Genomic DNA, 26,662 nt, shown 5'->3' on the forward strand with positions numbered 1-26,662 from the left:
GGCAATAATGCCCATCGAACGTGAAACTATCGTGGAACGTCCAGCGACAACGGAAACAGTCGTAACGGGCGGTAGCCCCTTTGGCATCATCGGCGGCATCATTGTTGCTGTTGTCGCCGTGTTGCTGATCTTCTGGCTCGTCAACGGGGGCACTTCGAGCAACGGTAGCTCGGTCAATGTCGACCTGCCCAATGTGACGGTCACCGAGTAGCCGCCAGTCCTTCGGACGGAGAACCTGTTTCATGAAAAAGCCAATTATGTTGGCGCCTGCGGACCAGGCGTTGCTTGCTGCAATCGTCTCTCTGGCGACGCGCATGGGAAAGCTTACGATTGCCGAGGGCATCGAGGACGAAGCCACGGCCTTGCGCCTGGCCAGTCTTGGGTGTTCGTTCGGCCAGGGATATCATTTCAGCCGACCAATCTCCGGAGCCGATCTCGTCGCCCTCATGCTCCCCCGAGAGCGGCTGAAATCTGGCTAGCGCAGCGGTTGGTCATCTGTATCTTCAGCAATTGTACCAGCTTCGACACGAGCGATTAACCCTTGCGACCGTTGTGACACTCAGCCTCCGCCAAAGCGCCATCCGGTAAGGCCCAGTTAAGGGGTTGCGCTCCTAGTGTCCACGTAGAGCGGGCATCGGCCGGCAATTGAGGAATAAAGAGCATGCGGATGGGCAAATCGGCGATACTGGCGGTGATGCTGGCAGCAATCAGCACATCGACACTTGCCCAGGACTGGGTCGCAGAACGCCTTCGCGGCACGGTGCTGCAACTCGAAGGGGGCGAGTGGACGTCCATGGAGCGAGGCGCGATCGTTCCGGACGGGCAGACAATCAAGACTGCAGCAGATGGACGTGCAGAACTGGTGCGTGGACAAGAACGCATTTCCCTTGCCGGCAATACGCAAATCTCAATACGCGATAGTGCCGGGCAGAAAATGACCACAGTTCTGCAGACCCTTGGTAGTGTGACCATCGAAGCAGAGCGCCGCAATGTGCAACATTTTTCGGTCCAGACACCCGTCTTGGCCGCAGTGGTCAAGGGGACCAGCTTCACCGTTACTTACAGCAACGGCAGAGCACGCGTTGATGTCGAGCGTGGAATAGTTCAGGTGCAGGATCGTGGCCATGAAATGGTCGTTGATGTCAGTGCGGGTCAGTCCGCGGAGGCAAGTCAAAGCCGCCCTGTCGACGTGACCGGCCCCGGATCAGACAAGACTGTGTTTCTGATCGAAGGCAATGTGGTCCCTGCGGCGGCGCGCAGCGCCGTGCTGAAGGGAGATCTGGCCGCAGCAGAGGCGCTAGGCGCTTTGGGCAATGGCAATTCCCGAAACACTGCCTCCAATAGGAATGACGCTGCAAGCAATGCCGGCGGCAACAACGGCAACGGCAATGCCGGCGGCAACAATGGCAACGGCAATGCCGGTGGCAACAACGGCAACGGCAATGCCGGTGGCAACAGCGGCAACAGCAATGCCGGCGGCAACAACGGCAACGGCAATGCCAGTGGCAACAACGGCAACGGCAATGCCGGCGGCAACAACGGCAACGGCAATGCCAGTGGCAACAACGGCAACGGCAATGCTGGTGGCAACAACGGCAACGGCAATGCTGGCGGCAACAATGGCAACAGCAATGCCGACGGCAACAATGGCAACAGCAATGCCGGTAGAAATCATTGATGTGATCGCCCGGCGCTGAGCTGAAGTCAGTGCCATCGAATCCTTGCGTGCGGCTGTGGGTCTGGCGATGCTGTCGCGCGCATCGTCCGGCAAAGCCTTACTGAGAGCCCCTTCTCGATCCAGCCATCTGATGGCCCCAGTCCGCTGAGCATTGTCGGGGCGCTTGGCCGTGACGTCGGCAAGTTAAATAGAAACTGCAATTTCGTGGATGACAACCGTTGAGCGGCACCAGAGATCCATTTCGGAGCACGCCACGAAAGGTCTCGCCTGTACACTTTAGACGGCGAAAGACAACCCTGTGCAGATAGGTGAGGAAGCTCGGCTCAAAACTCTCAGGGGGTACCGCATACTCGGTACCGAGCCCGATGAGAGCTTTGAGCGAATTATAAGAATTGTATCAGCTGCGCTCCGTGTTCCTATGGCCGCCATCACGCTGGTTGATGCAGATCGGCTATGGTCATGCTGCGATACGCTACCGGCTCCCCTCAGGCCCGATGCTGGCGTGGCGATTGCAGCAGGACGTTGACATAGTGACGGTGGAGCCACGGTCCGCGCTCGTCATCAGCGTCAACGCCTTCAGCGGCGGTCTTGCCTATGCCCGCGCCGGAACCGGGATCATCGGCGCCTTTCGCAACTGGTGCGAAGCTGACTTCGCGGCCGGCACCCTGGTGCCTATCCTCGAGCCCTTCTGGGTAACACTCGACGGCCCGCGCCTTTACTATCCCAGTCGCTTCGCCGGACCACCTCTTCGGGCCTTCATCGATGTGTGCCAGTGAAATGGCTGATAGACGACCGCTTTCGGGAAATGAAAAGAGCGACATGGACGACCGCAATGGGGCGCTAAGCTGCCAATCGCATTAAGTCCTAACGTTAGCACCAAAACTCATGGCCGTTGGGCCAACGGCGGGCTAAGCCTTCGGAAATGAGGATATCACCTACGTCTCGGCCAGCGATCCAAAGCGTGCCTAGGTTCCGGCCGTAGCGGTCTTTACCGTTGAGCGTCAGCGTGGCGACATTTTCGTTCAGCAGTTGAACGAGACGGTTTGCCGCCTGCCGGCCAAGACTGGCCTCAGCCTGACCACCGCAGAGGTTGCCACGCGTTTCCGGCGCGTCAATGGTTTCAAGGCGGACGGACTTATCCAGCCCACCGGCCCATAGTGTGTCGCCATCCACTACGCAGCGTTTTTCAGGGCCATTGCGCTCGTTATCACGGCATAGGCGCCAGTCGGCTGCAATTGATGGCACAGGGGCTATTAGGGCAGTAATTAGGATAATCGAAAGCAGACGTTTCATGCGGTCGCATCGTCGTCCTTCTTAAAGCTGGCTCAGATTGCCCTTATGCCCGCTTTCTTTCCAACTCGGCAACCTGGCGGTCGAAGCGGCGGAGATGAAGGTCGGTTCGGCTATAGGACGTAGCTTCGCATCGGACGCCCAAGCCACAGCCATCTCCATTGCAGAAGCGGCTAAAGCCGTAAACAGGTGCGGGGCAGGGCGCGAATCGACAACTAAAATTAAAGGCCCGAAAGACAACTTGGTGCGGGCGCCCATCACTAGAATCATCACGCTTTATGCATTTCTAGTGATCCCGTCGGGATCTCGCCTGCGCGACACCTCTGGATTTCTAGCGCCAGAGACGCCCACTTGGCGCTCGCCTTATAGCGCTCCACCAGCCAGGCAAATGTGCCGTTCGCTGTTGGTGCGGTCAGGGCCAAGCCGCCAAGTGCAGCCTCATAAGCCGCGAGCCATTCAGAGCTTTCGTAAGAAGCGGGGATAAGCGTAACCAGCGGACGGCACTCGAGTTCTGCCAATCCTGTCAGTCGGAACGCCTCGTGAACCAATTTTGCACACACAACGAATGGTGTGTGCAACTTGGTCTTGACGGAAAACTCGAAACCCCAGATAAGCCGGGCCAGAGGCCGCGTGGCGGAATGGTTACGCAGCGGATTGCAAATCCGTGTATTCCGGTTCGATTCCGGACGCGGCCTCCAATTGCTCCCCGATATAAGCCTGGCATCGCGTGGAACATCCGCGGCGCCGGCAAGTTGCTCCCTCTCACGAGAGAGGAGCCGTCATGAGCCCGAGCAAGCAGGAATCCCGTCCCGCGCCCACCGAAACCGAGCCCGGTCAGCAGCGCGACGATAATCTCGACGATATGGGGCGACGTCCCGATGGCAGCGAGCAGGACCAGCCCGGTGCTGGGCGGCCCGACGATCGGAACGATACAAAGCGCAAATAGCGTTCTTCGCGACAAATTCGTGCGCTCATGTGCTCCGCCATTGCCAACGGCAGTCGCGGAGCATATTCACGTCCAGCATATGGCCGGCATCCGATAGGCCCGGCCGTCATCGTCCTGCGCTGACGCCTCCCAGGCTGTCCGCGCAGGATAACCGAACCATTGTCCACCTTCTGTTGCGAAGCGGTGACGCTTGTACATGAAGAAGCAATTAAAGTTTGGTAGGGATGGGTGAGTTTGATTGTGCAGCCCATCGGCGTGGCGTTAGTATTTGGGCTCTGGAGGCGGCGTATGAAGTTTGGCGCATTGTTGGGGGCAAGTGTTCTTGCCGTTGCCCTGTCTTGGGGTGGAACGGCACAGGTCCATGCCCAGTCCATCTCCGAAGCCCTTGCGGCAGCTTATGATCATTCACCGGACCTGCAGGCGGCAGTGCTGGATGCCAAGGTGTCCGCCGAGCGGATCGTACAGGCCAAGTCCGGCATGTTGCCCAACATTTCCGCTTCGGTCAGTGGCGGCTATGGCAGCAGCCTGATCGGCGGCAGCTGGACGCCCGGCGCGTCCTCGCTCAGCACCAGCCTAGATTACGCCCAGAACATTTTTGACAGCGGCGCGACGGCTGCGCAGATTGAGGCGGCCCGTGCCGGCGCCGAAGTTGCCGAGCTTCAGATCCGGACGGCGGAGCAGAGCGTGCTCTACCAGGTCGTTCAGGCCTATATGAACGTGCTCACTGGTCGCCAGCTACTGGCTCTGCGCCAGGAAAACATCAACTTCTTCCGCGCGCAGCTGCAGTCCGCACAGGATCGGCTCGATGTGGGCGAGGGCACTCGTATTGATGTGGCCCAGGCCCAGGCGCGTCTGGCACAGGTGCAGGCTGCATTCCAGGCATCGAGCGGCAGCGTGCAGAGCGCCGAGGCAACTTTTGAACGGCTCGTCGGTCGCAGGCCGCAGGCATTGTCCACCAGCCACAATTATGGACGGTTGATCCCGGGCAATCTTGACGTCGCAATTTCTGAAGCCGAGGTCGACCATCCGGGCATCCTGCTGGCCAAGGCCGCCATTCGTGCCGCCCAGGCCGGTGTCGATCAGGCATCGGCTGGCTTTGGGCCCACGGCCGGCATTTCCGGCTCGCTCGGAACGTCCTGGACCGGCCCTGCCGGTGGTGCGCGTGACGGTATCACGGCGCAGGTGGGGTTCCGCATTTCGGTTCCGATCTATTCCGGCGGGCGTACCGGTTCGGCTGTGCGCCAGGCCAATCTTGGTCAGATTCGCTCCGAGGTCGATGCGCTCTCTGCCTATGATCAGATTCGTGAAGCCGTCATTGCAGCCTGGACCGGCATTCAGAGCGCTGACGCCCAGATCAATGCCGCTCAGGCCGGCGTTTCTTCCAGCAATACCGTGCTTGAAGGTGTCATCCAGGAGCGCGACCTGGGCACCCGGACCACGCTTGACGTGCTCAATGCCCAGGCCGACCTGACCACGGCGCGCGAGAGCCTCATTAACGCGTCGAGCAACAAGGTTCTGGCGACCTTCGCGCTGCTCAGCGCAACCGGGCGCCTGACCGCCGCCGAGCTGGCCCTGCCTGTTCAGGTCAAGACGGCCGTGCCCTATACCCAGGCCGTCGAGGACGTCTGGCAGGAATTGCGCACGATACCGGAATAATCCGGAGATTGGTGTCATCCCTTGTGGCTGGGTAGCTCCCGGCCACAACTTTTAGTGGAAGACGCGATTGATCGGCCTTGGGATGATTCCTTATCGCAAGCCTTGGCGCTAAGCTGTTATTTACGAATCAGGGCGTGGCGGCTGCGGACGCTTTGGCTCGATCGGGCGCATGAGTAAGAGGCACTGATGAACAAGCCGGCACCAAAAGAACCGTCCATGGACGAAATCTTGTCGTCCATTCGACAGATCATAGCCGACGACGATGCGGCCGCCACTCCGCGCCGCCCGGCTTTCCAGGCTGCTCCGCCCATGCAGGCCGCGCCCGCCAAGGCGCTCAGCGATCAGGCCGAGCGTGACCTTTCCGACATGCTGGACGATATCGAACCTTTGGCGCTGTCGCCCTCGCAGATTGTCGAGGACGAGGACGATGTGGTGGAAGGCCTGAGCTTCGATTCCATCCTCGCGGACACCGAAACCAAGGACGATGGCCCGAGCCTTGTTGAAGCTGAAGACGTGGCTTTCGATATGGACGACGATTTGCCCAGCTTCGACCCCGCCCCGACGGCCCGCGCATCTGCGCCGGTGGTCGAGCCGGAGCCCGTGGCCGAGTTCCGGCCCGCGCCAAAACCCGAGCCGGAACCTGTGGCTCCAGAGCCGGTGATGGCCAGGCCCTCGCCGCTCCCTGATCCGACATTGACAGCCGATATGACCGAAGAATTGCTTGAACCCGCCACCAGAGCTGCCGTCCGTGGCTCGATCGGCAAGCTCAACGCCTTGGGTATCGGCAATCCCGGCCTCACCATCGAGGCCATGATGCGCGATATGCTGCGCCCCATGCTCAAGGAATGGCTGGATGAAAATCTGCCATCCGTCGTCGAGCGCATGGTGGAAAAGGAGCTCTCCCGCATTTCGCGCGGCGAGTGACCTTTTGGGGCTGCGGGCCATCCAGCCCTGTTGACCCCGCCCATCGCATTTGCTTGAAGTCTGCCAACCTATTTCGACCCGCCACGGTCTCACCGGGCGGGTCGCTGCTGTTGCGAGTGACGTGATGCTTGAAAAGACCTATGAACCCGCCGCCGTCGAGAGCCGCATCTATGATGCCTGGCTGGAAGCGCAGGCATTCGCGGCGGGGGCAGGGGCCAAGCCCGGCGCCGAGCCGTTCACCATTGTCATTCCGCCGCCCAACGTCACCGGGTCGCTCCATATCGGCCATGCCCTCAACAATACGGTTCAGGATATTCTGGTCCGCTTCAACCGTATGCTGAAAAAGGACGTGCTCTGGCAGCCCGGCACCGACCATGCCGGCATTGCCACCCAGATGATCGTCGAGCGCCAGCTGGCCGAAAAGCAGCTCAACCGCCGCGACATGGGCCGCGAGGCATTCATCGAGCGCGTCTGGGAATGGAAGGCCGAGAGTGGCGGCACCATCATGAACCAGCTCAAGCGCCTCGGCGCTTCGGCGGACTTTTCCCGCGAGCGCTTCACCATGGGCGCGGCCGGTGAGCCGGACGACCAGATGGTCCGTGCCGTCATCAAGGTCTTTGTGGAACTGCACAAGCGCGGGCTCATCTACCGCGCCAAGCGGCTGGTGAACTGGCATCCGGGTCTCGAAACCGCCATCTCGGACCTCGAGGTCGAGAATATCGAGGTCAAGGGCCACATGTGGCACCTGCGCTATCCGCTGGCCGATGGCGTAACCTACGAGTTTCCGGTTCTGGACGAAGACGGCAATGTCGCCGGGACCGAAACGCGCGACTACATAATCGTCGCCACGACCCGCCCGGAAACCATGCTGGGCGACGTCGCCGTTGCCGTGCATCCGGAGGACGAGCGCTATGCGGGCCTCGTCGGCAAGTTCATAGAGCTGCCGCTGGTCGGCCGCCGCATTCCCGTGGTTGCCGACGAATACGCCGATCCGGCTCTGGGAACCGGCGCGGTCAAGATCACCCCGGCCCACGACTTCAACGACTTCGAGGTCGGCGTCCGTGCCGGTGTCGAGCCGATCAATGTCTTTACGACGCGCGGCGCCATCGTCGACGACGATTTCGTCCCCGCCAAATATCGTGGGCTGGACAGGTTCGAAGCGCGCAAGGCGATCGTGGCGGACCTGACGGCCCTGGCCGAGGAAAACCCCATCCGTGGCCTCAGCCATATCGAAGACAAGAAAATCATGGTGCCGCATGACGAGAAGAGCAAACTCGTCGTCATCGAGCCCTTCCTGACCGATCAATGGTGGGTCAAGGCCGACGTGCTGGCCCAGCCCGCGCTCGCCTCCGTGCGCGAAGGGCGCACCAAATTCGTGCCGCAGCAATACGAGAACACCTATTTCGCCTGGCTCGAAAACATCAAGCCCTGGTGCATTTCGCGCCAGCTGTGGTGGGGCCATCAGATCCCGGCCTGGTACGGCCCGGACAACCACGCCTTCGTCGCCTATGACGAGGCCGAAGCGCAGAAAATGGCGGATGCGCATTATATGCAGCCGACCCAGCTGACCCGCGATCCGGACGTGCTCGACACCTGGTTCTCGTCGGCCCTCTGGCCGTTCTCTACCCTGGGCTGGCCCGACGATACGCCGGAGCTCAAGCGCTACTACCCCACCCAGGTGCTGGTCACCGGCTTCGACATCATCTTCTTCTGGGTCGCCCGCATGATGATGATGGGCCTCGAATTCCTAGACAAGGAACCGTTCCACACCGTCTACATGCACGCCCTGGTCCGTGACGAAAAGGGCCAGAAGATGAGCAAGACCAAGGGGAACGTGATCGACCCCCTCAAGCTCATCGACGAATACGGCGCTGACGCCACGCGCTTCACCCTTGCCGCCATGGCGGCACAGGGCCGCGACCTCAAGCTGGCGATTTCGCGCGTCGAAGGTTATCGCAACTTCGTCACCAAGATCTGGAATGCCGCGCGCTTCCTCGAAATGAACGAAGCGCGTCGCGTCGATGGCTATGACCCGCGCGCCAACAGCTTGCCGCTCAACCGCTGGATCGTCGGCTCGACGGCGCGGGCTCTGGCAGCCGTGCGCGCCGGTATCGAGGATTATAAGTTCAACGAGGCCGCCAACAGCGCCTACGATTTCGTCTGGGGCACGTTCTGCGACTGGTATGTCGAGTTCGCCAAGCCCGTCTTCATGGGCGCTGACGAAGCAGCGAAGGCCGAGACCCGCGCCACCGCGGCATGGGCGCTCGACCAGATCCTGATCATGCTGCATCCGATGATGCCCTTTGTCACCGAAGAGCTCTGGGAAAAGACCGGCGAATTCGGCCCCAAGCGCGAAAGCCTGCTGATCCTGACCGAATGGCCGGATCTGGCCGGCCTCGAAGACGCCGATGCGGATGCCGAGCTTGCCTGGCTTGTCGACGTCATTTCCAACGTCCGCTCTGTTCGGGCCGAAATGAACGTGCCGGCCAGCGCCAAGCTGCAATTGGTGGTATCCGGCGCCGATGAAAGGACACTCGCGCGTCTGGTGGCCGGAACCTCCCTCATCACGCGCCTTGCGCGTCTCGAGGAAATCTCGCCGCGCAACGAAGTCCCGGGAGAATCGGCGCAATTCGTGGTGGGTGACGCAACCTACGCGCTGCCTCTGGCTGGTGTTATCGATCTTGCGGTCGAAAAAGCCCGTCTCGAAAAGGAAATCGGCAAGCTCGATGCAGAGGTCGTCCAGATCGACAAGAAGCTGGGCAACGAGCAATTCGTCGCCAAGGCGCCCGAAGAGGTGATCGAGGAGCAGAAATCCCGACGCGACGCCGCCATCGACAGGCGAACGCGGATCGGTGACGCGCTCGAACGACTGAAATAGTCCACAAAGCCCGGCGCGAGTCGGGCTTTTTCTTGCGCCGGGGTCTCTGGCAAGTCTGTGACGATTCCGCAACAAGGCGCCGGATTTGCGCGGATGCCTTGGCATGGCAACGATTTGGCGATGTTTCCTGCCACATTCTCGCTCTAAACAATCGCCGACTGACGATGATTGGCAAATGGGCGTTCCATTGGTCGGCCGGCGTCGAGACGAGACATTCGGGGGCGGATGTCGGGCATTGGGGCTGCGGGCACGCTCGCGGAGCCAGCTTATCTTCACGCACCCCTGAAAAAAAACGGCGAAAGAACTTCGCCTGAGGTGACGATGGACGCAGATATCCTTCGGGCGGAGGCAAGCGTGTGTGGCAAAAGAGCCACGACGACACCGCGTGTGATGCTGCGCCGGAACTTTGGCCGAATGCGGCCACAAATCCCGTTTACCTGTTGTTCAGATTTGAGTTTGCCCCGGCCTCGGGCTGAGGCAGATGTCCTTGGAAATTTCTGCGGCGCCTACGATTTTTCGAGCGTCGATGCGGGGCCGGAACGCTGGCGCCCGACTGGTGTGTCCGCCCATCTCGTCATGGGCGAAAGGAGTATCATGCGGACTTTGTCCCATGCAGCGACGACGTTTATTCTGGCCTTCTGCGCCATTGTGCCCGCTCAGGCCCAAACCGCTGTGGACGCTGCCTCCGATTTTGCACGCTCCATGGACGGCATCACCTCCATGGATAATGTTGGCCTGCCAAACGACACCTTCATTTCAGCACTCGAAAGCGACGCGGAGGCGGGACGGCCGCTGGCGCTCTGGCAGCTGGGCACGATGTATGAGAATGGCGAAGGCGTCGACAAGGACCCCGTCAAGGCCTTCGGCTATTTCTCGCAGATCGCCATCCAGCATGCTGATACCGCGCCGCGCGGGCTCGAGGCTGATATTGTCGCCCGTTCATTCGTCAAGCTGGGCGACTATTTTCTGGAGGGCGCGCCCGAAGTCGGCCTCAAGCAGGACCCCGGCGAGTCCCATCGCATGCTCATGCATGCCGCCAGTTATTTCGGCGATGCCGAGGCGCAATATCGTGTCGGTATGCTCTATCAGCAGGAAGACGGCCTTGGGCTGAGCCCCACGCTCAGTGCTCGTTGGCTTCAGGCTGCTGCCAGCAAGGGCCATTGCCTCGCCCAGGCCGGTCTCGGCGACCTGCTGTTCAATGGCATGGACAATTATCCGCCCCGTCCCGCTGAAGGTCTGATGTGGCTGGAACAGGCGCACGACACCTGCCTCGGCACCTCCGACCAGGCGGCCGCCGACGAGATGCTGGGTCGCGCCATGTCCATCGCATCGCCAGACGATCGAGCCGCCGCTCAGGCCATGGCCACCAACAGCAGCATCGAGATCGGCATCGAGTTCTGATTAGCGATCAGAAGCTGAACACGCCTTCTACCGGCACGTGATCGCTGGGCTTGTCCCACCCGCGCACGTCCTTGTGCACCGAGACATCGTCCAGTCGGTCTGCCGCCAGCGGCGATAACATGAGGTGGTCGATGCGGATGCCCGCATTGCGCCGCCACGCCCCCGCCTGGAAATCCCAGAACGTATAGGCCTCTTCCGAATTGACCGCCCGCAAGGCGTCGGTCATCCCCATATTGCGCAGGATACGGAAGCGCTCGAGACTCTCGGGCCGATAAAGTGCGTCGCCCCACCATGCATCGGGATCATGCGCATCGAGCGGGGCAGGGATCAGGTTGAAATCGCCCATGAGCACGAAGGGTTCTTCGAACTGCAGCCGGCCTTCCACGAAGCGGTTGAGCCGGTCCATCCAGCGCAGCTTGTACGGGAATTTTTCCGTATCCACCGGGTTACCGTTCGGCAAGTAGATATTGCAGACGCGCACCACGCCGCCTTCGACAGAGAAGACGCCTTCGATCAGCCGCGCCTGCTCGTCCGCATCCTCGCCGGGCAATCCGCGATGCACTTCGTCGAAGGGAAGCTTTGACAGCAGCGCCACACCGTTCCAGCTTTTCTGGCCATGGGTTTCGATATTATAGCCCAGCGCCTCGATCTCGCTGCGCGGAAAGCCTTCGTCCACGGTCTTGATTTCCTGCAGGCCCACGATGTCGGGCTTTTCCTCCTCGAGCCAGCGCAGCAACAGCTCGATGCGAGCCTTTATGCCGTTGATGTTCCAGGTTGCAATGCGCAGGGCCATGCTCGGCTCCTCAGGTGAAATCGGCATAGACGGCACGGATGAGGTCCTTGGGATACCGTCCCGTGCACCCCTCGAGCGCCGTATTGCTCATCGACACTATCGTAAGCCCGTTCGCCGGATCGACAAGCCAGGAATGGCCATAGACCCCGCCCCAATTCACCGTGCCCACAGCCGATGGCGAATTGGCTGCGGCGGGATCCTCGATCACGGCGCCGAGATAGCCGAAGCGCTGCCCCGCATCCTCGCGATGCACTTTGCCGATGCGATTGGAAAAGGCCAGGGCCACGCTGTCCTTGTGAATGGCGCCACCGCCGCCGTTCCGCAGCGCTTCGAGAAACCGTGCGATGTCTCCCGGCGTCCCGGCCATGCCGGCGCCGCCGGATTGAAAGGCGTTCTCGTTGAAGATTCGCGATGGTGAAAAAGTCGGGCCCGTGCCCGTTTCGTTGGGCACCATTTGTGGATCGCCCATCGGCATGGCTGGCGTACCATCCGCATAGGGCTTGGCCAGACGGCTGGTGTCGGCCACGAAAAATCCCGTCTCGTTCATGCCTAGCGGCCCGGTAATATGGGTGCGCACTGCCTCTTCCAGCGTGCCACCATGCACCTCTGCCAGCACCGCGCCCAAGACATCGATGGCCACCGAATAGAGCCATGCCGTTCCCGGCGCATAGAGCAGGGGCTGCTGCGCCACGCGCGAGAAGTTTTCTTCAAGGCTCTTGTCGGTACGGCCGAGCCCTGTCGTGATTTCAGGATCGTCAGGATAGGTATAGGCCAGTCCTGCCGTGTGCGTCAGCAAATGGTGGATGGTGATCTCGGCCGGCTGGCCGTCGGCGCCGCGTGGTGCAAACCAGGGGAGATGACGTGACACCGGATCGTCGAGCCCGATCAAATCCTTGTCGACCATGGCCAGCGCCGTCGCAGCAACGATTGGCTTGGTCACGGACGCCAGCCGATAGATCGCATTGTCGATCATCGGCACGCCCGCCTCTCGATCGAACCAGCCCGCCGTACGCCGGCAGACGATGTCGCCATGTCGCACGACTACCAGTTCCGCGCCTACGATCGATTGCTTTTCGATTGCGGCATCCATCACCGCCTCGACGTTCGACATGTCGATTCCTCCCTGAGAGCGAAGACCTTAGCGTTCCCGGGAAGGCGGATAAAGCTAAACGGCGAAACTCGTGCCGCAACCGCAGGACGCGACGGCGTTCGGATTCTTGATCTGGAACGACTGGCCGATCAGGTCATCGACGAAATCGATCTCCGATCCGCCCATGAATTCGAGGCTAAGGGAATCGATCAGCACGATTGCCTCCCCCTTTTGCAAAACGAGGTCATCCGCGTTCGGCGTCTCCTGCACGAGGTTATATTCGTACTGGAACCCCGAGCACCCGCCGCCGGCCACTGACACCCGAAGCACGGTGCCGGGGGCTTCTTTGCCGATGATGCGCGCGACACGCTTGGCGGCGCGGTCCGAAAGGGTTACGGCGGGGCGATCGGCGAGGGCAGCGTCTGTCATGGAAAGGTCCGGACGGTCGTAATGTCATAACACTGTCGCTAAGATAGGCGCTCCAAGCGCCGTTGCAAAGGCCCGCAAGCACACATGAGCGAGACCGCCTCCTACGCCAGCAAGCCCGAAATGTCCCTCGGGCGTCTTTACGACACCGGCCCGAGCCCGACGCGCAACGAATTCCAGCGCGACCGCGACCGCATTATTCATTCGACGGCTTTTCGCCGCCTGCAGCACAAGACCCAGGTGTTTCTTGCCCATGAGGGGCGCCATTTCCGCAATCGGCTGACCCACACGCTCGAAGTCAGCCAGATCGCCCGGTCCATCGCGCGGTCACTGCAGCTCAACGAAGACCTCGCCGAGGCCTTGGCGCTCAGTCATGATCTCGGCCATACGCCCTTCGGACATGCGGGCGAGCGGGCCCTGCATCGCGCCATGCATGCCTATGGCGGCTTCGATCACAATGTGCAGGCGCTTCGTGTCGTCACCCTGCTCGAGAATCGCTATGCCGAGCATGATGGCCTGAACCTCACCTGGGAAACACTTGAGGGCATCCTCAAGCATAATGGTCCGCTGCTCGATGCCGAGGGGCGTCCGGCGGGCCGATATGTGGAGGAGGGGCTGCCCGCCGGCCTCGACCTCATCGCCATCCCGGCCGACCTTCGGCTGTCCACTTACGCGAGCCTTGAGGCCCAGGTCGCCGCCATCGCCGACGATATCGCCTACAATGCCCATGACATCGACGACGCACTGCGCGCCGAACTGGTCACACTTGATGATTTTCTCGGCGTCCCCATGGTCGGGCCGATCGTCGCAGAGGTGCAGGCGCTCTATCCTTCGATCGCCGTCAACCGGCAGACGCACGAAGTCCAGCGCCGCATGATCACCCGCTCGGTGGAAGACGTCATCCGCACCAGCGCGGACAATATCGCCGCCTCCGGCGTGCAAAGTGCCGAAGATGTGCGGCTGGCGGGCCGGAGCCTCGTGACGTTTTCCCAGCCCGTCGGCGAGGCCGAAAAGGGGCTCAAGCACTTTCTCTTCACCCGTGTCTATCGCCATGGCTCGGTCATGGAACCGGTGCTCGAAAGCGAGGCTGTCGTCGAACGCCTCTTTGCCCGTTACATGGCCGATCCGGACATGCCGGGACGCTGGGGCAAAGCGGGCAGGGCGGTGGAGGGGGAGCGACGCGCCCGCATCATTGCCGATTTCATCGCCGGCATGACCGATCCTTACGCGCTCGACGAGCATCAGCGCCTGTTTGACGCTCGTCCGGATTTCCGTTAACCCGGCCCGACTGGAGCGTTTCGGGCAAAAAAGGCGATATTCTCGCCGCCCGACATGCCGCCATAGACTGTTTGCAGCGTCGTTCGTCGGTCAGCGACGACTGGCGCTCTTCCCATAGGTTTGCCATGGATATCTTCGCCCTCTTCACCACCCGGGTCATCGAAGCCCTGCGTGCCGACCATCCGGAGCTGGAGGACAGCCTGCTCGCGCGCGTCGTGGTCGAGCCCCCGCGAGATGCGTCCCACGGCGATCTCTCCACCAATGCGGCCATGGTCGTGGCCAAGCCTCTCGGCAAGAATCCTCGTGAGCTGGCCACCGCGTTGGCTGGCCGCTTCGCCCAGGCTCCGGACGTCGAATCGGTGGAAGTGGCGGGCCCCGGCTTCATCAATTTCCGTCTCTCCAACGCCATCTGGCATCAGGTGCTCAAGGCCGTCGGCGCTCAGGGCGAAAGCTATGGCCGCAGCGATGTGGGCCAGGGTGAGCGGGTCAATGTCGAATATGTTTCGGCCAATCCCACCGGTCCGATGCATGTGGGCCATACGCGTGGCGCGGTGTTCGGCGATGCGCTGGCGTCGCTCATGGCCTGGTCCGGCTATGACGTCACGCGCGAATATTACATCAACGACACTGGCGGGCAGACACTCATCCTCGGACGCTCCGCCCTCTTGCGTTATCGCGAGGCCCTGGGCGAAACCATCGAAATTCCATCGGGCTTCTACCCGGGCGATTATCTGATCCCGGTCGGTGAAGCGCTCAAGGCCGAGTGGGGAGCCTCGCTGCTCGATAAGCCCGAGGAAGAGGCCGTGCTGATTGCGCGCGAAGCTGCTCTGGGCGCCATGATGGTGCTGATCAAGGCCGATCTGGCCCAGCTCAATATCCATCACGACGTCTTCTTCTCCGAGCGCCAGCTTCATGGCGCCGGCGGCGACATCGAAAAGACGCTCGCCTGGCTGCGCGAGGAGGGCATGGTCTATGAGGGGCGGCTCGATGCCCCCAAGGGCAAGACCCCCGAGGACTGGGAAGATCGCGAACAGACCCTGTTCCGCGCCAAGGACTACGGTGATGACACCGACAGGGCGCTGATCAAGTCCGATGGCTCCTACACCTATTTCGCCGCCGACATCGCCTATCACCGCAACAAATATCTGCGCGGCTTCAAACACATGGTCAATGTGCTGGGCGCTGATCACTCCGGCTACGTCAAGCGCCTGCAGGCTGCCGTCAAGGCTGTGTCCCATGGCGAAGCCGAGATCGACGTGCGCATCTGCCAGCTCGTGCGCCTGCTCAAGAACGGCGAGCCGTTCAAGATGTCCAAGCGCTCTGGCGACCTGGTCACGCTTTCCGACGTGGTCGAGGAAGTCGGTTCCGACGCAACGCGCTTCATGCTGCTGTTCCGCCGCAACGACGCTTCGATGGATTTCGACTTCGCGCTGGTCAAGGAACAGACCCGCGATAACCCGGTCTTTTACGTGCAATATGCCTATGCCCGAGCCTGTTCGATCTTCCGTACAGCCGAGCGCGACATGGCCGGCCTCGACATTTCCCCTGCGGCATTAAGCGCAGCAGAGGTCGAACGTCTGTCGAGCGCCGCCGATATCGAGCTCATCCGCCTCATCGGCGCCTGGCCCCGCACCGTCGCTGCTGCGGCGCTGGCCCACGAGCCGCATCGCATCGCCTTCTATGTTCATGACCTGGCCGCAGCCTTCCACGGCTTCTGGGCCAAGGGTAAGGATGACGTCGATTTACGATTTGTTAACGCATCTGACCCGACTTTGACGCTGGCTCGACTCGCACTTGTGGACGCTGTACGGCAAGTCATCCGCAACGGCCTAGGCATCCTGGGAGTGAGCGCGCCCGAGGAGCTTTCATAATTCGGGCGCAATAATGTGAACACTCGCGGGCAGGCCTCTGGGGCCTTTCCGTATCAAAGGGGCGCTGTCGGCTGACGTCAGCGAAACCGCAACCGATGGCCGCACAGAGCGACGCACAGGACGATCTCATTGCCGAACTGGCTCGGCTCATGGCCGACGATGCCCGTTCGGATCAGGCACCGCGCCCGCAGCGCCCGCCTGAAGCTGAAAAAGCGCCGCTGATCCGTATTCCGGGCGGCGATGCGCCTTCCGTCCAGTCGACTGGTATCAACAAGATCCGTATCCCGGGTGCCGCAAACGCAGCCGAGCCGGGACCGTTCAATTTTGATTTCGGCGTAGCGCCGAAGCGCCCCGCGCCTGCCCAGGTCGAACCAAGCTTTGCACGCGAAGAGCCCAAGCCTTCCGCGGCCGCACCCGTACCGGCCGATGACGGCCTCGACCATGACGGTCTCGCCGACCTCATCGCCGCCGAGCTGGCAAACGAGCTGACCGCTGAACCGGCGCCGCCCACGACTTCGCGCACCGAAGACAATTTTGGCACGCCGCCGGTCTTTGGCCTCGGTGCGCCACCGCCCACGCCGAGCCCGGCGCCCGAACTGCCGCAACAGCCGGCGCCGGTCGCCATTCAGCCCGCTGCGCCGGTTGTCCCGGTTCAACACGATCCGGTCGCAGAAGTGCAGCCGGTGTCCGAACCGCTCATCGAGACGCCGGTCGAGCCGCAATTGCGCGACACGCCGCCCTCCAGCGACGCCCTGCGCGACATCGAGCAATTGATTGCCCCTGTCGTTCAGAAGGCGCAAAAGGACGCTGAAACCAATCGTGCGCCAAGCCCCGCGCTGCGCAGCCTTGCCACCCCGACCCTGCCGGTTGTCGGTAAGACCGAACCCGTGCGTCCGCGCAAATCATCCGAAGTGGGTTCCGTCGACGATGCAATACTGGCTGCCGCAGCTGCCAGCGGCGCGCGGGTCGAATGGGTGAACCCCGAAATCGATCAGCAGGACGTTGAGACTGCCGAGGTCCCGGTTGCGCCGCGCCGCCGCGGCTTCCGTCTGTCGCGCTCCGTTGCCGGGCCGCTCGTCGCCGTTAGCCTTCTGGGCATTGCCGGTTTCGGCCTCTACTGGCTGCTGGGGCAGGGTGGTGCGCCCTCTGGCCCTGCGCCGCTTCTGGTCGCCGATACCACTCCGGTCAAGGACGTGCCGGAGCCGACCGAGCCCACCACGCAGCAATCGGTGGTATTCAACGAAATCTCGGGCGCCAACAATCCCGCTGACGAACAGCTCGTGCCGCGCGATCAGGCCGATCAGGCCGCTCTGGATGAGGCCGTTTCCGGCACGTCCGCGGGCAATGTGATTTCGTCCGGCGATACCGGTGGTGTCGACCCGAACCAGGAAGGCTTGGTCAACCGCAAGGTGCGTACCGTCACCGTTCGCCCGGATGGCACCATCATCAGCGGCACCAGCGGTATGGCAGGCTCCGCCATCCTGCCCGTCGAGCGCCCCAATGTTCCCGAGGTTCCGGGCGCCACTTCAACTGCGCCCGATCTCATTGCCGATACTATCGCAGCGACCGAAGATGCGGCGGCAACAGCCGCATTGCCCGCCGCCGAGGCTACGCCGACGCCTGCTGCCACTCCTGCGACCACACCTGTAACGCCGGGCTCCGTCGTGCCCGTGGTCGATGCCACAGGGGCCGCCATTTCGGGCCGCACCGTCACCATTCCATCGACACGTCCGGCCGATTTTGCTCAGACGGCGGCAGGTGCTCTGGCGGCCTCGTCCGTTCCCGCAACCCCACCGGCTCAAGCTGCCACGACAACCCCTGCCGCAGCCACGCCCATCAGTGATACAACGAGTGGCGCTGCTGCCTATGTCCAGCTGGCCTCCCAGCGCAGCGAGGATGCTGCCCGTCAATCCGCTCAGGCGATGAACACCCGCTATGGCGTGCTCTTCGCCGGCGTCGCGCCCGAAATCCAGCGGGTCGATCTTGGCGAGCGCGGCATCTATTATCGCGTACTCGTCGGTGCCCCGTCCCGCGAGGCGGCCGCTAACATTTGCACCAATATCCGCGCTGCCGGCGGCGACTGCCTCTTGCCCTGATCCTGCCCGGGGTGGTCTTGCTTGACGCTTGGCTGGCCAGCGTCCAAGGATGACTTATGTTGCCGACTGCCCCGGATCACAGATGACGAGCGCCCAGACCGAGTGGTTCGACGTGCCGCAGCCAGCGCTTGCCGCCGATGTGCTGCATGTGGACGTGGACGGCTATGAAGGGCCACTGGATCTTCTCTTGGACTTGGCCCGGCGCCAGAAGGTTGATCTGGCCGGAATTTCCGTTCTGTCGCTGGCGCGGCAATATCTCGCCTTCATAGATCGGGTGCGCGAGGGCCGGATCGAGGTTGCTGCCGATTACCTGGTGATGGCGGCTTGGCTGGCCTATCTCAAAAGCCGGCTCATGGTGCCGCAGGCGGCTGACGATGATGAGCCGAGCGGGGAAATGCTCGCTGCAATGCTGCAATTCCGTTTGCAGCGGCTCGAGGCCATGCGCGGCGCAGCCGCGAGGTTGATGGCCCGCTCCCGGCTCGGCATCCACATATTTGGACGCGGCGCTCCGGAACCGCTCGAAATTGCCAGGCGCTCTATCTGGGACGCCAGCCTCTATGACGTGCTCAAGGCCTATTCCAGCCAGCGCGAGCGCGGCATCGCTACCGATTACGCCCCGTTCGTGCGCAAGGTCTGGTCGCTTCAGGATGCGCGCGACATTCTGCAAAGGCTGATCGGCGACAGCGCTGACTGGGTTTCCCTTGATGCTTACCTGGCGCAATACCTGGCCAGCCCTGCCGATCGGGCCACCGTTCGGGCCTCCACCTTCGCTTCGAGCCTGGAATTGGTGCGGCAGGGTGAGATCGACATGCGCCAGGGCCAGACCTTCGGGCCCTTGCTCGTCCGCCGCAGGCAGCGGGACGAAACCTGATGAACCAGCAAAGCGACGACCAGACCGGAGAAGTGTTCGCCCGACACGTCCGGATCGTGGAGGCGCTGCTTTTTGCCTCCGCCAATCCGCTCCGACAGACCGATATCGCGCCCTATCTGGGCGAAGGTGCGGATGTGCGCGCTGTTCTGGAACAGCTGCGCGCCCAGTATGCCGGCCGGGGCGTCAACCTGGTGCGCCGCGGCGATGGCTGGGCCTTCCGCACGGCAGAGGACCTCGCCTTCCTCCTGCGCCGCGAGGAACAGGAATCCCGGCCTCTGTCCCGGGCAGCGCTTGAGACCCTGTCGATCATCGCCTATCACCAGCCCTGCACACGTGCAGAAATCGAGGATGTGCGCGGCGTTGCCACAGGCAAGGGCACGCTGGATTTGCTTATGGAAGCCGGTTGGGTCCGCATGCGCGGCCGGCGCCGGAGCCCGGGTCGTCCGGTGACCTATGGTACGACCGAGGCTTTTCTCGACCATTTTGGGCTCGAAGCGCTGACCGACTTGCCGGGCCTTGATGAACTGAAAGGCGCGGGCCTGTTATCCGGTCAATTGCCGGCCGACATGCAGATCCCGCTGCCCTTCTCCGGCGCTCTCCGGGAGGATGAAGACCCCCTTCACCCCTCCGATCAGGGCGAAGACGAAGATGAGGACGGCCGATGAACGCAGCATTGAAGGCGAGCGAATCGCAGAACTGGGGACCCCGCGGCACCGCGGGTGTTTCCTTTGCCGCCTCGCTTGAATTTGACAGCGTCGAGGTCGAGTTGGGCGGGCGTCCGGTTCTTGATCGTTTTGAACTGACTTTGCGGCCTGGCGAGATCGTCTGCCTGCTGGGCGAATCGGGGTCTGGCAAATCCACCGCCCTGCGCGTTGCTGCAGGGATCCAGCCCATCCAGTCAGGCGCACTGCGCATCAATGGCGAACTGATGTCGGCCGCGGGGCTGACCACGCCGCCCAATCGGCGCGGTATTGGCCTCATGTTTCAGGACTACGCGCTTTTTCCCCATCTTTCGGTCCTGAAGAACGTGCTGTTCGGCCTGACCAATCTTGGCCGTGCCGCAGCGCTTGAGCAGGCGCGTGCGGCCCTCCGCCGGGTGGGTCTGGCGGGACGGGAAAACGACTACCCGCACCAATTGTCGGGGGGGCAGCAGCAACGCCTGGCCCTGGCCCGCAGCGTTGCGCCGCGGCCGGGTCTCCTGCTGCTCGATGAGCCGTTTTCGAGCCTTGATGCGCGCCTGCGCGAGACCGTGCGAGATGAAACTTTGGCCGTCCTGCGGGAAACCAATGCCACGAGCCTCATCGTCACCCACGATCCCGAAGAGGCCATGATAATGGGGGACCGTGTCGCTCTGCTCCGACAGGGCCGCATCGCCCAGATCGGCAGCGCTGCGGAAATCTACCGCCGGCCGGTCGACCTGGCCGCAGCCCGCTTTCTGTCTCCGCTGGGTGAGATCGAGACCGAAGTGCGATCTGGCGCGGCGTCGACGCCGTTCGGGGCAGTACCTGCGCCGGGCTTTGTCGATGGTGCCCCCGTCACGATAGCAATCAGGCCCGTCGGCGGCGCCGAGATACGGGTCGCGGGGCAGGGGACGCCGGGGCGTATTGTCGCGCGTCGCGAGGCTATCGGTGTCGATCTGTTCGAGGTCAAGGTCGAAGGGCTTGAGGCGCCCCTTGCCGTCCGCCAATCTGCCAATGCAGGCCTTGTCCCCGGAAAGGACGTCTTCGTTTCGCTGAATATGGAACACGTTCTTGTGTTTGGGCGCGATTAAACCTATTTCTCGGTCTATCTATAGCGCGTAAAGCGTATCTGGAATTGTAGGGAGACCATCATGCACGCGCCGTCTATTTGGGGCATTCTCGTTGTCGCCGTCGTCGTTATCCTGCTCTTCGGCCGCGGGAAGATTTCCGGTATGATGGGTGAAGTGGCATCCGGCATCAAAGCCTTCCAGAAAGGCATGAAGGACGACGACAAGCCGGCTGAGCGCATCCAGACCAGTGCTGAAGTCGAAGCGCGCGAAGTCGACAAGAGCAAGGACGCCTGATCGCGCGCCCTCTCGACCCTTCCTGCATAATTAAGGGTGGCGACGCCGCCCTGCGGAGACGAATGCGATGCTCGGCCTAAGCTGGACAGAGTTAATGGTGGTTGGCGTGGTTGCGCTGATCGTCATCGGTCCGAAAGACCTGCCGGTGGTGATGGGGCGCATCGGCAAGTTCGTGGGGCAGATCCAGCGCATGGGCCGCGAGTTTCAGCGCGAAATCAACAAGACCACCGGCCTAGATGAAGTGCGCAACCTGCGCAGCTCCATTACCGATCCCCTGCGCAAGACCGCCGACGAAATTCGTCGCGAATTCAACGCCATCGGCAAGGATGGTCAGCAATCCCCGACCGGCGCTCTCAAGCCGACCGATCCAAAGGTCGAGAGCGTGGCCGACGCTATCAAGGAACAGGCCGGCATGGCTCCCGCCAAGTCCAGCACCGAACTGGCGGGCGAATATGGCTTCAAGCCGACTGCCGCCAAGCCTGTTGCCGGCACACGCACAACGCCTCCGACCTTCGAGGACACTGCGGCCGCCAAGGCCGCCAAGGCATCCACGGATCTGTCGAGCCAGATCGCGGTGACGCCACCGACCACGCTCGAAGAGGCGGCGCCCGTCATGGTCCCGGTCGAGCCGGTCAAGGCCAAGCGGCCACGGGCGCCCCGCAAGACGGCATCGCCCCCACTCGAGGTGACGGGCGCAATCCCCGCCAAGCCTGCGCCAAAGCCGCGCAAGAAGGCTTCCGCCGGGCCCGCTGCCGCTGAAACGCCTGTCGAGCCAGCGCCGAAAAAGCCCCGCGCCCCCCGCAAAAAGCCCGCCGACACGGCCGGGGAGAGCTGATCCATGGCCGACGATACCAAGCAGATTGACGATAAGACCAAGGTCGAGGACGAGCTGGCCGGCAGCGAAGCCCCGCTGATGGAACACCTGATCGAGCTGCGCAAGCGGCTCATCAACAGCGCCATCGCCATCGTCGTGCTGATGATCTTCTGTTTCCTGTTCGCGGGGCAGATCTTCGATATCCTGCTCAATCCCTATCGCACGCTCTACCCCAATCCGGGCGACATGGAGCTGATCTATACCGCGCCGCAGGAATTCTTCTTCACTCAGCTGAACCTCGCCTTCTTCGGCGCGATTTTCCTCGGCTTTCCCTATCTGGCGACGCAAATCTATCGTTTCGTCGCGCCGGGCTTATATAAGCATGAGCGCCGTGCTCTCGTGCCCTATCTCGTAGCGACGCCGGTCTTCTTCCTCCTCGGCGCCGGTATGGTCTACTTCGTCGTCCTGCCTCTGGCCCTTGGCTTTTTCAGCGGCATGCAGACCGAGGAAATCAAGCTCCTGCCGCGCGTCTCGGAATATCTGGGCCTTGCCACCACCCTGATCCTGGCCTTCGGCATCTGCTTCCAGCTTCCGGTCGTGCTGACGCTCCTGGCGCAGATCGACCTGATCAATGTCGACCAGCTCAAGAAGGGTCGCCGCTACGCCATCGTGGGCATTCTCGCCGTGGCCGCCTTCGTGTCGCCGCCCGATCCGATCTCGCAGATCGGCCTTGCCATCCCGATGTATGCTCTCTACGAACTCGCCATCATCTCGGTGCGCATGGTGCAAAAGCGTCGCGAAGACGCCCTGGCCGCCCAACAGGCTGACCTCTCCAGCTCATCGTCCGAATAGCCGCGCTCCCTCCGGGCGCGATTAGCGTGCCCGGGCCATGCAGGCGCGTCCGGGACCTGTCCAGCCTGCATGTTCAAAGAGGCGGGCGCGCCCCGTAGCAACGATGTTCGATATCAAGTGGATCAGAGACAATCCTGACGCCTTCGACAAGGCCATGTCGCAGCGCAAGAACGTGTCCGTCCGCTCCTCCGATCTCATCGCCATCGACGAGCGCCGCCGTCAGATCATCGTGCGCCTCAATGAAGCGCAGGAAAAGCGCAATGCCCTGTCCAAGCAGATCGGTCAGGCCAAGGCGCAAAAGGACGAGGCCAAGGCCGGCGCGCTGATGGCCGAAGTCGCGCGCCTCAAGGAATTCATTCCCGGCGGCGAAGCCGAAGAGCGTGCCGTCGAAAAGCAATTGCGCGACATCCTCTCGTCCATCCCCAACATGGCCTTCGACGATGTGCCGATGGGCGAAGACGAAAGCGGTAATGTCGAATATTTCGGTCCAAACGGTTCGCCGGAAACGGCTGCCAGGGCCCGTCCGCCCAAGCCTAGCTTTTCCTTTGCGCCTAAGGAGCATTTCGACATCGGCGTCGCCGAAAAGGACATGGACTTCGAAGTCGCCGCCAAGCTGTCGGGCAGCCGCTTCGTCGTCCTCAAGGGCCAGATCGCCCGCCTTGAACGCGCCCTCGGCCAGTTCATGCTCGATTTGCACACCACCGAGCACGGCTATCTCGAAGTCCAGCCACCTTATCTGGTTCGGGACGAGGCCATGTTCGGCACAGGCCAATTGCCCAAGTTCGACGGCGATTTCTTCTTCACCGCCCATGGTGACAACCGTCTGGCGCTGATTCCCACCGCGGAAGTTCCGATGACCAATTTCGTCCGCGAGACCATCCTCGCCGAGGAGGAACTTCCCCTGCGCCTGACCGCGCTCACGCCCTGCTTCCGGTCCGAAGCCGGTTCGGCTGGCCGGGATACGCGCGGCATGCTGCGCCAGCATCAGTTCAATAAGGTCGAGATGGTGTCCATCGTCACTCCCGAAGAGGCGGTGACCGAGCATGAGCGCATGCTGTCCTGCGCAGAGGCCGTGATGCAAAGGCTCGGCCTGCATTACCGCGTGATGAACCTGTGTACCGGCGATCTCGGCTTCGGCGCGCGCAAGACCTATGACATCGAAGTCTGGCTGCCGGGGCAGGACACCTATCGCGAAATTTCCTCCGTCTCGGTCTGCGGCGATTTCCAGGCCCGCCGCATGGAAGCGCGCTATCGTCCCGCCGGCGAAAAGCAGGCGCCGCGTTACGTCCACACCCTCAATGGTTCGGGCACGGCCGTCGGTCGCTGCCTCATCGCGGTGCTGGAAAACTACCAGCAGGAAGATGGCTCGGTGCTGATTCCAGAGGCGCTCCAGCCCTATATGGGTGGCCTCACCTCGATCGGCGGGCGCTGACATGGCCCTGCGCATCCTCCTCACCAATGACGATGGCGTGGATGCGCCGGGCCTGGCCGTGCTTGCCGAAATCGCCCACGAAATTTCCGACGACGTATGGATCGTAGCCCCCGACGGAAACCAGTCCGGGGCAGGGCACCGGTTCAGTTTCGGCCGGGAACTCTCGCTGGTCGAGCACGGCCCGCGCCGCTTTGCGGTGCGCGGCGGTTCCCCGGCCGATTGCGTGGTTGCCGGCATGACTCATATTCTGGGCGGCAAGCCCGCAGACCTCGTCCTGTCCGGCGTCAATGCCGGCCAGAATCTGGGCGACATCGTCAATTGCTCGGGCACGGCGGCCGGCGCGCGGGAAGGAGCCCTCCAGGGCGCCATCGGCATCGCCATGAGCCAGTCCATGGATTATGAAGTCACCCGGACCCCGGACTGGTCCAACGCCAGCCGCTTCGGCGCCGAAGTTGTCCGGGCCATTCTGGCGGCACGGGGCGAGGAAGACGTTTTTTATAACGTCAATTTCCCTTATTGCCGTCCGGACGATGTCGCCGGCTTGTCTGCCGTTCCGCAGCAGCGCTTTTCCCGCTCGCCCATCCGCTATTACCCCAGCGACAACGAGGGCGAGTTTTTCATGGCGATTCCCGAAACACCGCTCCCGCTCGATCCTCAAGCCGATTTCGAAGTTCTGCGACGCGGCAAGTCCATCACAGTCACGCCCTTCGCCCTGCAGCAGACCCATCGTGCCGCCTTGGCGCGCCTGGTCGAAAGCGGTCTCAAGCTGGGCTAGGCGCCTCTCGCGCACCTGCGCTGCCTGTCCGTCTGCCTCGATCTTAACCTTACCCGTCTCTGAATCGAGTCGTGACGAATTCACGCAAATCGCATCGGCTTTAAACTCGTCTTTACCTTACTCGCCTAGTCTCACAATCAGTTGTTGAGTATCTGCGTAAGAGTAAGCCGATGAGTATTCGCGTCTATCCGCGGCCCCGCAAAGCGGTCGCCATTGCCGGAATTATCGTGGCTGCTGTCGGCCTCTCCGGTTGCAATAGCCTTGGTAGCCGCTCGTTCGGTGACTCGACCGTCACCGGTTCGGTGGCCCAGTCGCCTCCGGCGACCATGAATCAGCAAATGCCGCCCAGCCTGGGCGCGCCTCCCACACAGGTTGCCGCCTCGCAATATCTGCCGCCCGCGCCCATCGGTGGCGGTTGGGCCGGTGGCGGCTCCAGCCTCCCGCCTGCGCCGGTCAATAACGGCTTTGCGCAGCCCGGCGGCGTATCCCCGATCGGAATGGGGGCGTCTGCCCCTGCAGTTCAAACCCAGGCCCTTCCGCCGCTGAATTCGTCGCCTTCCATGGGAGCCACTCAAGCCATGCCCGCTCAGCAGACCCTTGCCCCGCTTCCGGCTACCCCGCCGGCAATTGCCATGGGCACCCCCGCCAATGCCGCCCTGCCGGTCAATTCCGCCGTGCCGGTTCAGGCAGCGGCCAATTCCAACGGCTATGCCCATACCATCGCCGCCGGGGAATCGCTCTACACCATCGCCCGCAAATACGATGTGACCACCCAGGCCATCGTTCAGGCCAATGGTCTGTCCTCGCCTGACAAGATCGTGGTGGGTCAGCGCATCACCATTCCGGGTCGCGGTGATCTCAACACTGCCGCGCCGGTTGCCGTCGCCAGCGCTGCCCCGGTGTCCGGCACCAATGTGCTCCCGGCAACCCGCCCGGAAACGCTCTCGGCTCCTGCGGCCACCGCTCCAGCGCCCGCCAATCTTGCCGCGACGCCGGCTCCGGCTGCAACGCCTGCTCCCGCCGCCCAGCCGACCCAGGCTGCCCCCGTGCAGCAGGCCGCCGTCCAGCCGGCCGCTGAACCTGCGATGTCTGGCAGCGACAAGTTCCGCTGGCCCGTCTCGGGCCGCGTCATCACCGACTTCGCCGCCTCGCGCGGCACCGGCATCAATATCGATGTGCCGGAAGGCTCCACCGTCAAGTCGGCGGAAAACGGCACGGTTATCTATGTGGGCTCGGGCGTGGAGGGCTATGGCAACCTGATCCTGGTGCGCCACCCCAATGGCTATGTTTCCGCCTATGCCCACCTCAAGGACATGAGCGTGGCCAAGGGCGCCGTGGTCAGCCGCGGCGATGCGCTCGGTACGGTCGGCCAGACCGGCTCGGTCTCGCGTCCCCAGCTGCATTTCGAACTGCGCAAGGGTGCCACCCCGGTCGATCCGATGCCGCTGCTCGCCAGCTAGGTCGTCTAACCTCCAGAATCGAAAAGGCCGGGTGTGGTGCCCCGGCCTTTTTTGTTTCTTGGATAGCGCGATGGGTGGCTGAGCCCG

Annotated in this window: 25 protein-coding genes and 1 tRNA gene; 22 read left to right on the forward strand and 4 right to left on the reverse strand. The window is 62.5% G+C overall.

Going from position 1 to position 26,662, the window contains the following annotated elements; translation table 11 throughout:
- The first annotated feature begins 7 nt into the window (after positions 1-7).
- The 4 genes from VE26_RS05755 to VE26_RS05770 all read left to right on the forward strand — a co-directional run bounded on the left by VE26_RS05755 (position 8) and on the right by VE26_RS05770 (position 2,454).
- Positions 8-211 carry a hypothetical protein gene (locus tag VE26_RS05755; RefSeq protein WP_046104127.1) on the forward strand — a complete coding sequence of 68 codons (204 nt, stop codon included), beginning with the start codon at positions 8-10 and terminating at the stop codon, positions 209-211.
- Positions 212-242: 31 nt separating this feature from the next.
- Positions 243-479 (forward strand): EAL domain-containing protein, encoded by a 237-nt coding sequence (locus VE26_RS05760; protein ID WP_084620019.1) that lies wholly within the window; start codon positions 243-245, stop codon positions 477-479.
- A gap of 182 nt (positions 480-661) precedes the next feature.
- Positions 662-1,678, forward strand: coding sequence for a FecR domain-containing protein (locus tag VE26_RS05765; protein WP_084620021.1), 1,017 nt, complete (start codon positions 662-664; stop codon positions 1,676-1,678).
- A 509-nt stretch (positions 1,679-2,187) separates the two neighbouring features.
- Complete coding sequence (locus tag VE26_RS05770; RefSeq protein WP_152658728.1) at positions 2,188-2,454, forward strand: type 2 periplasmic-binding domain-containing protein; 267 nt, start codon at positions 2,188-2,190, stop codon at positions 2,452-2,454.
- Positions 2,455-2,548: 94 nt separating this feature from the next.
- On the opposite strand, the gene VE26_RS17385 is transcribed toward VE26_RS05770, so the two are convergent.
- Positions 2,549-2,971 (reverse strand): thermonuclease family protein, encoded by a 423-nt coding sequence (locus tag VE26_RS17385; protein WP_084620023.1) that lies wholly within the window; start codon positions 2,969-2,971, stop codon positions 2,549-2,551.
- Between the two features lie 621 nt (positions 2,972-3,592).
- Between VE26_RS17385 and VE26_RS05785 the strand changes: the two genes are divergently transcribed.
- From VE26_RS05785 to VE26_RS05805, 6 genes are all read left to right on the forward strand, one after another.
- Positions 3,593-3,666, forward strand: a tRNA-Cys gene (locus VE26_RS05785).
- An 83-nt stretch (positions 3,667-3,749) separates the two neighbouring features.
- The gene (locus VE26_RS18020) at positions 3,750-3,914 is read left to right on the forward strand and encodes a hypothetical protein (protein WP_160297807.1); all 165 of its coding nucleotides are present in this window, start codon (positions 3,750-3,752) and stop codon (positions 3,912-3,914) included.
- A gap of 288 nt (positions 3,915-4,202) precedes the next feature.
- Positions 4,203-5,570, forward strand: a complete 1,368-nt coding sequence (locus VE26_RS05790) for a TolC family outer membrane protein (protein ID WP_046104131.1) — start codon at positions 4,203-4,205, stop codon at positions 5,568-5,570.
- Between the two features lie 186 nt (positions 5,571-5,756).
- A complete protein-coding gene (locus tag VE26_RS18695; protein WP_046104132.1) occupies positions 5,757-6,494 on the forward strand; it encodes a DUF2497 domain-containing protein in 738 nt (245 codons plus the stop codon).
- 124 nt (positions 6,495-6,618) lie between these two features.
- Positions 6,619-9,372 carry a valine--tRNA ligase gene (locus tag VE26_RS05800; protein ID WP_046104133.1) on the forward strand — a complete coding sequence of 918 codons (2,754 nt, stop codon included), beginning with the start codon at positions 6,619-6,621 and terminating at the stop codon, positions 9,370-9,372.
- Positions 9,373-9,966: 594 nt separating this feature from the next.
- Positions 9,967-10,773, forward strand: coding sequence for a tetratricopeptide repeat protein (locus tag VE26_RS05805; RefSeq protein ID WP_160297808.1), 807 nt, complete (start codon positions 9,967-9,969; stop codon positions 10,771-10,773).
- 7 nt (positions 10,774-10,780) lie between these two features.
- On the opposite strand, the gene xth is transcribed toward VE26_RS05805, so the two are convergent.
- Genes xth through VE26_RS05820 form a run of 3 tightly spaced genes read right to left on the reverse strand, consistent with a single transcriptional unit; the run spans position 10,781 to position 13,085 of the window.
- Positions 10,781-11,560, reverse strand: coding sequence for an exodeoxyribonuclease III (gene xth / locus VE26_RS05810; RefSeq protein WP_046105069.1), 780 nt, complete (start codon positions 11,558-11,560; stop codon positions 10,781-10,783).
- A 16-nt stretch (positions 11,561-11,576) separates the two neighbouring features.
- The gene (locus tag VE26_RS05815; protein WP_046104134.1) at positions 11,577-12,677 is read right to left on the reverse strand and encodes a serine hydrolase domain-containing protein; all 1,101 of its coding nucleotides are present in this window, start codon (positions 12,675-12,677) and stop codon (positions 11,577-11,579) included.
- Positions 12,678-12,731: 54 nt separating this feature from the next.
- Positions 12,732-13,085, reverse strand: coding sequence for a HesB/IscA family protein (locus VE26_RS05820; protein ID WP_046104135.1), 354 nt, complete (start codon positions 13,083-13,085; stop codon positions 12,732-12,734).
- An 84-nt stretch (positions 13,086-13,169) separates the two neighbouring features.
- On the opposite strand from VE26_RS05820, the gene VE26_RS05825 reads away from it, so the two are divergent.
- The 12 genes from VE26_RS05825 to VE26_RS05880 all read left to right on the forward strand — a co-directional run bounded on the left by VE26_RS05825 (position 13,170) and on the right by VE26_RS05880 (position 26,575).
- Entirely contained in the window at positions 13,170-14,360 is a 1,191-nt protein-coding gene (locus VE26_RS05825; RefSeq protein WP_046104136.1) for a deoxyguanosinetriphosphate triphosphohydrolase, read from the forward strand.
- A gap of 125 nt (positions 14,361-14,485) precedes the next feature.
- Positions 14,486-16,231 (forward strand): arginine--tRNA ligase, encoded by a 1,746-nt coding sequence (gene argS / locus VE26_RS05830; RefSeq protein ID WP_046104137.1) that lies wholly within the window; start codon positions 14,486-14,488, stop codon positions 16,229-16,231.
- Between the two features lie 95 nt (positions 16,232-16,326).
- Positions 16,327-18,327: an SPOR domain-containing protein gene (locus VE26_RS05835; RefSeq protein ID WP_046104138.1), complete on the forward strand. Its 2,001-nt coding sequence runs from the start codon at positions 16,327-16,329 to the stop codon at positions 18,325-18,327.
- Between the two features lie 82 nt (positions 18,328-18,409).
- A complete protein-coding gene (locus VE26_RS05840) occupies positions 18,410-19,198 on the forward strand; it encodes a segregation and condensation protein A (RefSeq protein WP_046104139.1) in 789 nt (262 codons plus the stop codon).
- A complete protein-coding gene (gene scpB, locus VE26_RS05845; RefSeq protein WP_046104140.1) occupies positions 19,198-19,863 on the forward strand; it encodes an SMC-Scp complex subunit ScpB in 666 nt (221 codons plus the stop codon). Before VE26_RS05840 ends, scpB begins: the two co-directional genes overlap by 1 nt.
- Positions 19,860-20,969 carry an ABC transporter ATP-binding protein gene (locus tag VE26_RS05850; protein WP_046104141.1) on the forward strand — a complete coding sequence of 370 codons (1,110 nt, stop codon included), beginning with the start codon at positions 19,860-19,862 and terminating at the stop codon, positions 20,967-20,969. Before scpB ends, VE26_RS05850 begins: the two co-directional genes overlap by 4 nt.
- A gap of 60 nt (positions 20,970-21,029) precedes the next feature.
- Entirely contained in the window at positions 21,030-21,242 is a 213-nt protein-coding gene (locus VE26_RS05855; protein ID WP_046104142.1) for a twin-arginine translocase TatA/TatE family subunit, read from the forward strand.
- Positions 21,243-21,309: 67 nt separating this feature from the next.
- Positions 21,310-22,077 (forward strand): Sec-independent protein translocase subunit TatA/TatB, encoded by a 768-nt coding sequence (locus VE26_RS05860; protein ID WP_046104143.1) that lies wholly within the window; start codon positions 21,310-21,312, stop codon positions 22,075-22,077.
- Between the two features lie 3 nt (positions 22,078-22,080).
- The gene (tatC, locus tag VE26_RS05865) at positions 22,081-22,908 is read left to right on the forward strand and encodes a twin-arginine translocase subunit TatC (RefSeq protein WP_046104144.1); all 828 of its coding nucleotides are present in this window, start codon (positions 22,081-22,083) and stop codon (positions 22,906-22,908) included.
- A 103-nt stretch (positions 22,909-23,011) separates the two neighbouring features.
- On the forward strand, positions 23,012-24,340 hold the full coding sequence (serS, locus tag VE26_RS05870) for a serine--tRNA ligase (RefSeq protein WP_046104145.1): 1,329 nt from the start codon (positions 23,012-23,014) through the stop codon (positions 24,338-24,340).
- A gap of 1 nt (position 24,341) precedes the next feature.
- The gene (gene surE, locus VE26_RS05875; protein ID WP_052715704.1) at positions 24,342-25,115 is read left to right on the forward strand and encodes a 5'/3'-nucleotidase SurE; all 774 of its coding nucleotides are present in this window, start codon (positions 24,342-24,344) and stop codon (positions 25,113-25,115) included.
- A 170-nt stretch (positions 25,116-25,285) separates the two neighbouring features.
- Positions 25,286-26,575: a M23 family metallopeptidase gene (locus VE26_RS05880; protein ID WP_052715705.1), complete on the forward strand. Its 1,290-nt coding sequence runs from the start codon at positions 25,286-25,288 to the stop codon at positions 26,573-26,575.
- Positions 26,576-26,662 lie beyond the last annotated feature (87 nt).

The organism is Devosia chinhatensis (genome assembly GCF_000969445.1).
Lineage (GTDB): Bacteria > Pseudomonadota > Alphaproteobacteria > Rhizobiales > Devosiaceae > Devosia > Devosia chinhatensis.

Excerpts from the sequence above, each read along its gene's own strand:
- VE26_RS05835 (WP_046104138.1), top strand. The coding sequence starts at position 16,327 with ATGGCCGCACAGAGCGACGCACAGGACGATCTCATTGCCGAACTGGCT.
- surE (WP_052715704.1), top strand. The coding sequence starts at position 24,342 with ATGGCCCTGCGCATCCTCCTCACCAATGACGATGGCGTGGATGCGCCG.
- VE26_RS05790 (WP_046104131.1), top strand. The coding sequence starts at position 4,203 with ATGAAGTTTGGCGCATTGTTGGGGGCAAGTGTTCTTGCCGTTGCCCTG.
- argS (WP_046104137.1), top strand. The coding sequence starts at position 14,486 with ATGGATATCTTCGCCCTCTTCACCACCCGGGTCATCGAAGCCCTGCGT.
- VE26_RS05820 (WP_046104135.1), bottom strand. The coding sequence starts at position 13,085 with ATGACAGACGCTGCCCTCGCCGATCGCCCCGCCGTAACCCTTTCGGAC.
- VE26_RS05805 (WP_160297808.1), top strand. The coding sequence starts at position 9,967 with ATGCGGACTTTGTCCCATGCAGCGACGACGTTTATTCTGGCCTTCTGC.
- VE26_RS18020 (WP_160297807.1), top strand. The coding sequence starts at position 3,750 with ATGAGCCCGAGCAAGCAGGAATCCCGTCCCGCGCCCACCGAAACCGAG.
- scpB (WP_046104140.1), top strand. The coding sequence starts at position 19,198 with ATGAACCAGCAAAGCGACGACCAGACCGGAGAAGTGTTCGCCCGACAC.
- VE26_RS05855 (WP_046104142.1), top strand. The coding sequence starts at position 21,030 with ATGCACGCGCCGTCTATTTGGGGCATTCTCGTTGTCGCCGTCGTCGTT.
- VE26_RS05760 (WP_084620019.1), top strand. The coding sequence starts at position 243 with ATGAAAAAGCCAATTATGTTGGCGCCTGCGGACCAGGCGTTGCTTGCT.
- VE26_RS05860 (WP_046104143.1), top strand. The coding sequence starts at position 21,310 with ATGCTCGGCCTAAGCTGGACAGAGTTAATGGTGGTTGGCGTGGTTGCG.
- VE26_RS05825 (WP_046104136.1), top strand. The coding sequence starts at position 13,170 with ATGAGCGAGACCGCCTCCTACGCCAGCAAGCCCGAAATGTCCCTCGGG.
- tatC (WP_046104144.1), top strand. The coding sequence starts at position 22,081 with ATGGCCGACGATACCAAGCAGATTGACGATAAGACCAAGGTCGAGGAC.
- VE26_RS17385 (WP_084620023.1), bottom strand. The coding sequence starts at position 2,971 with ATGAAACGTCTGCTTTCGATTATCCTAATTACTGCCCTAATAGCCCCT.
- VE26_RS05880 (WP_052715705.1), top strand. The coding sequence starts at position 25,286 with ATGAGTATTCGCGTCTATCCGCGGCCCCGCAAAGCGGTCGCCATTGCC.
- VE26_RS18695 (WP_046104132.1), top strand. The coding sequence starts at position 5,757 with ATGAACAAGCCGGCACCAAAAGAACCGTCCATGGACGAAATCTTGTCG.
- serS (WP_046104145.1), top strand. The coding sequence starts at position 23,012 with ATGTTCGATATCAAGTGGATCAGAGACAATCCTGACGCCTTCGACAAG.
- VE26_RS05850 (WP_046104141.1), top strand. The coding sequence starts at position 19,860 with ATGAACGCAGCATTGAAGGCGAGCGAATCGCAGAACTGGGGACCCCGC.
- VE26_RS05765 (WP_084620021.1), top strand. The coding sequence starts at position 662 with ATGCGGATGGGCAAATCGGCGATACTGGCGGTGATGCTGGCAGCAATC.
- VE26_RS05840 (WP_046104139.1), top strand. The coding sequence starts at position 18,410 with ATGACGAGCGCCCAGACCGAGTGGTTCGACGTGCCGCAGCCAGCGCTT.
- VE26_RS05815 (WP_046104134.1), bottom strand. The coding sequence starts at position 12,677 with ATGTCGAACGTCGAGGCGGTGATGGATGCCGCAATCGAAAAGCAATCG.
- VE26_RS05755 (WP_046104127.1), top strand. The coding sequence starts at position 8 with ATGCCCATCGAACGTGAAACTATCGTGGAACGTCCAGCGACAACGGAA.
- VE26_RS05800 (WP_046104133.1), top strand. The coding sequence starts at position 6,619 with ATGCTTGAAAAGACCTATGAACCCGCCGCCGTCGAGAGCCGCATCTAT.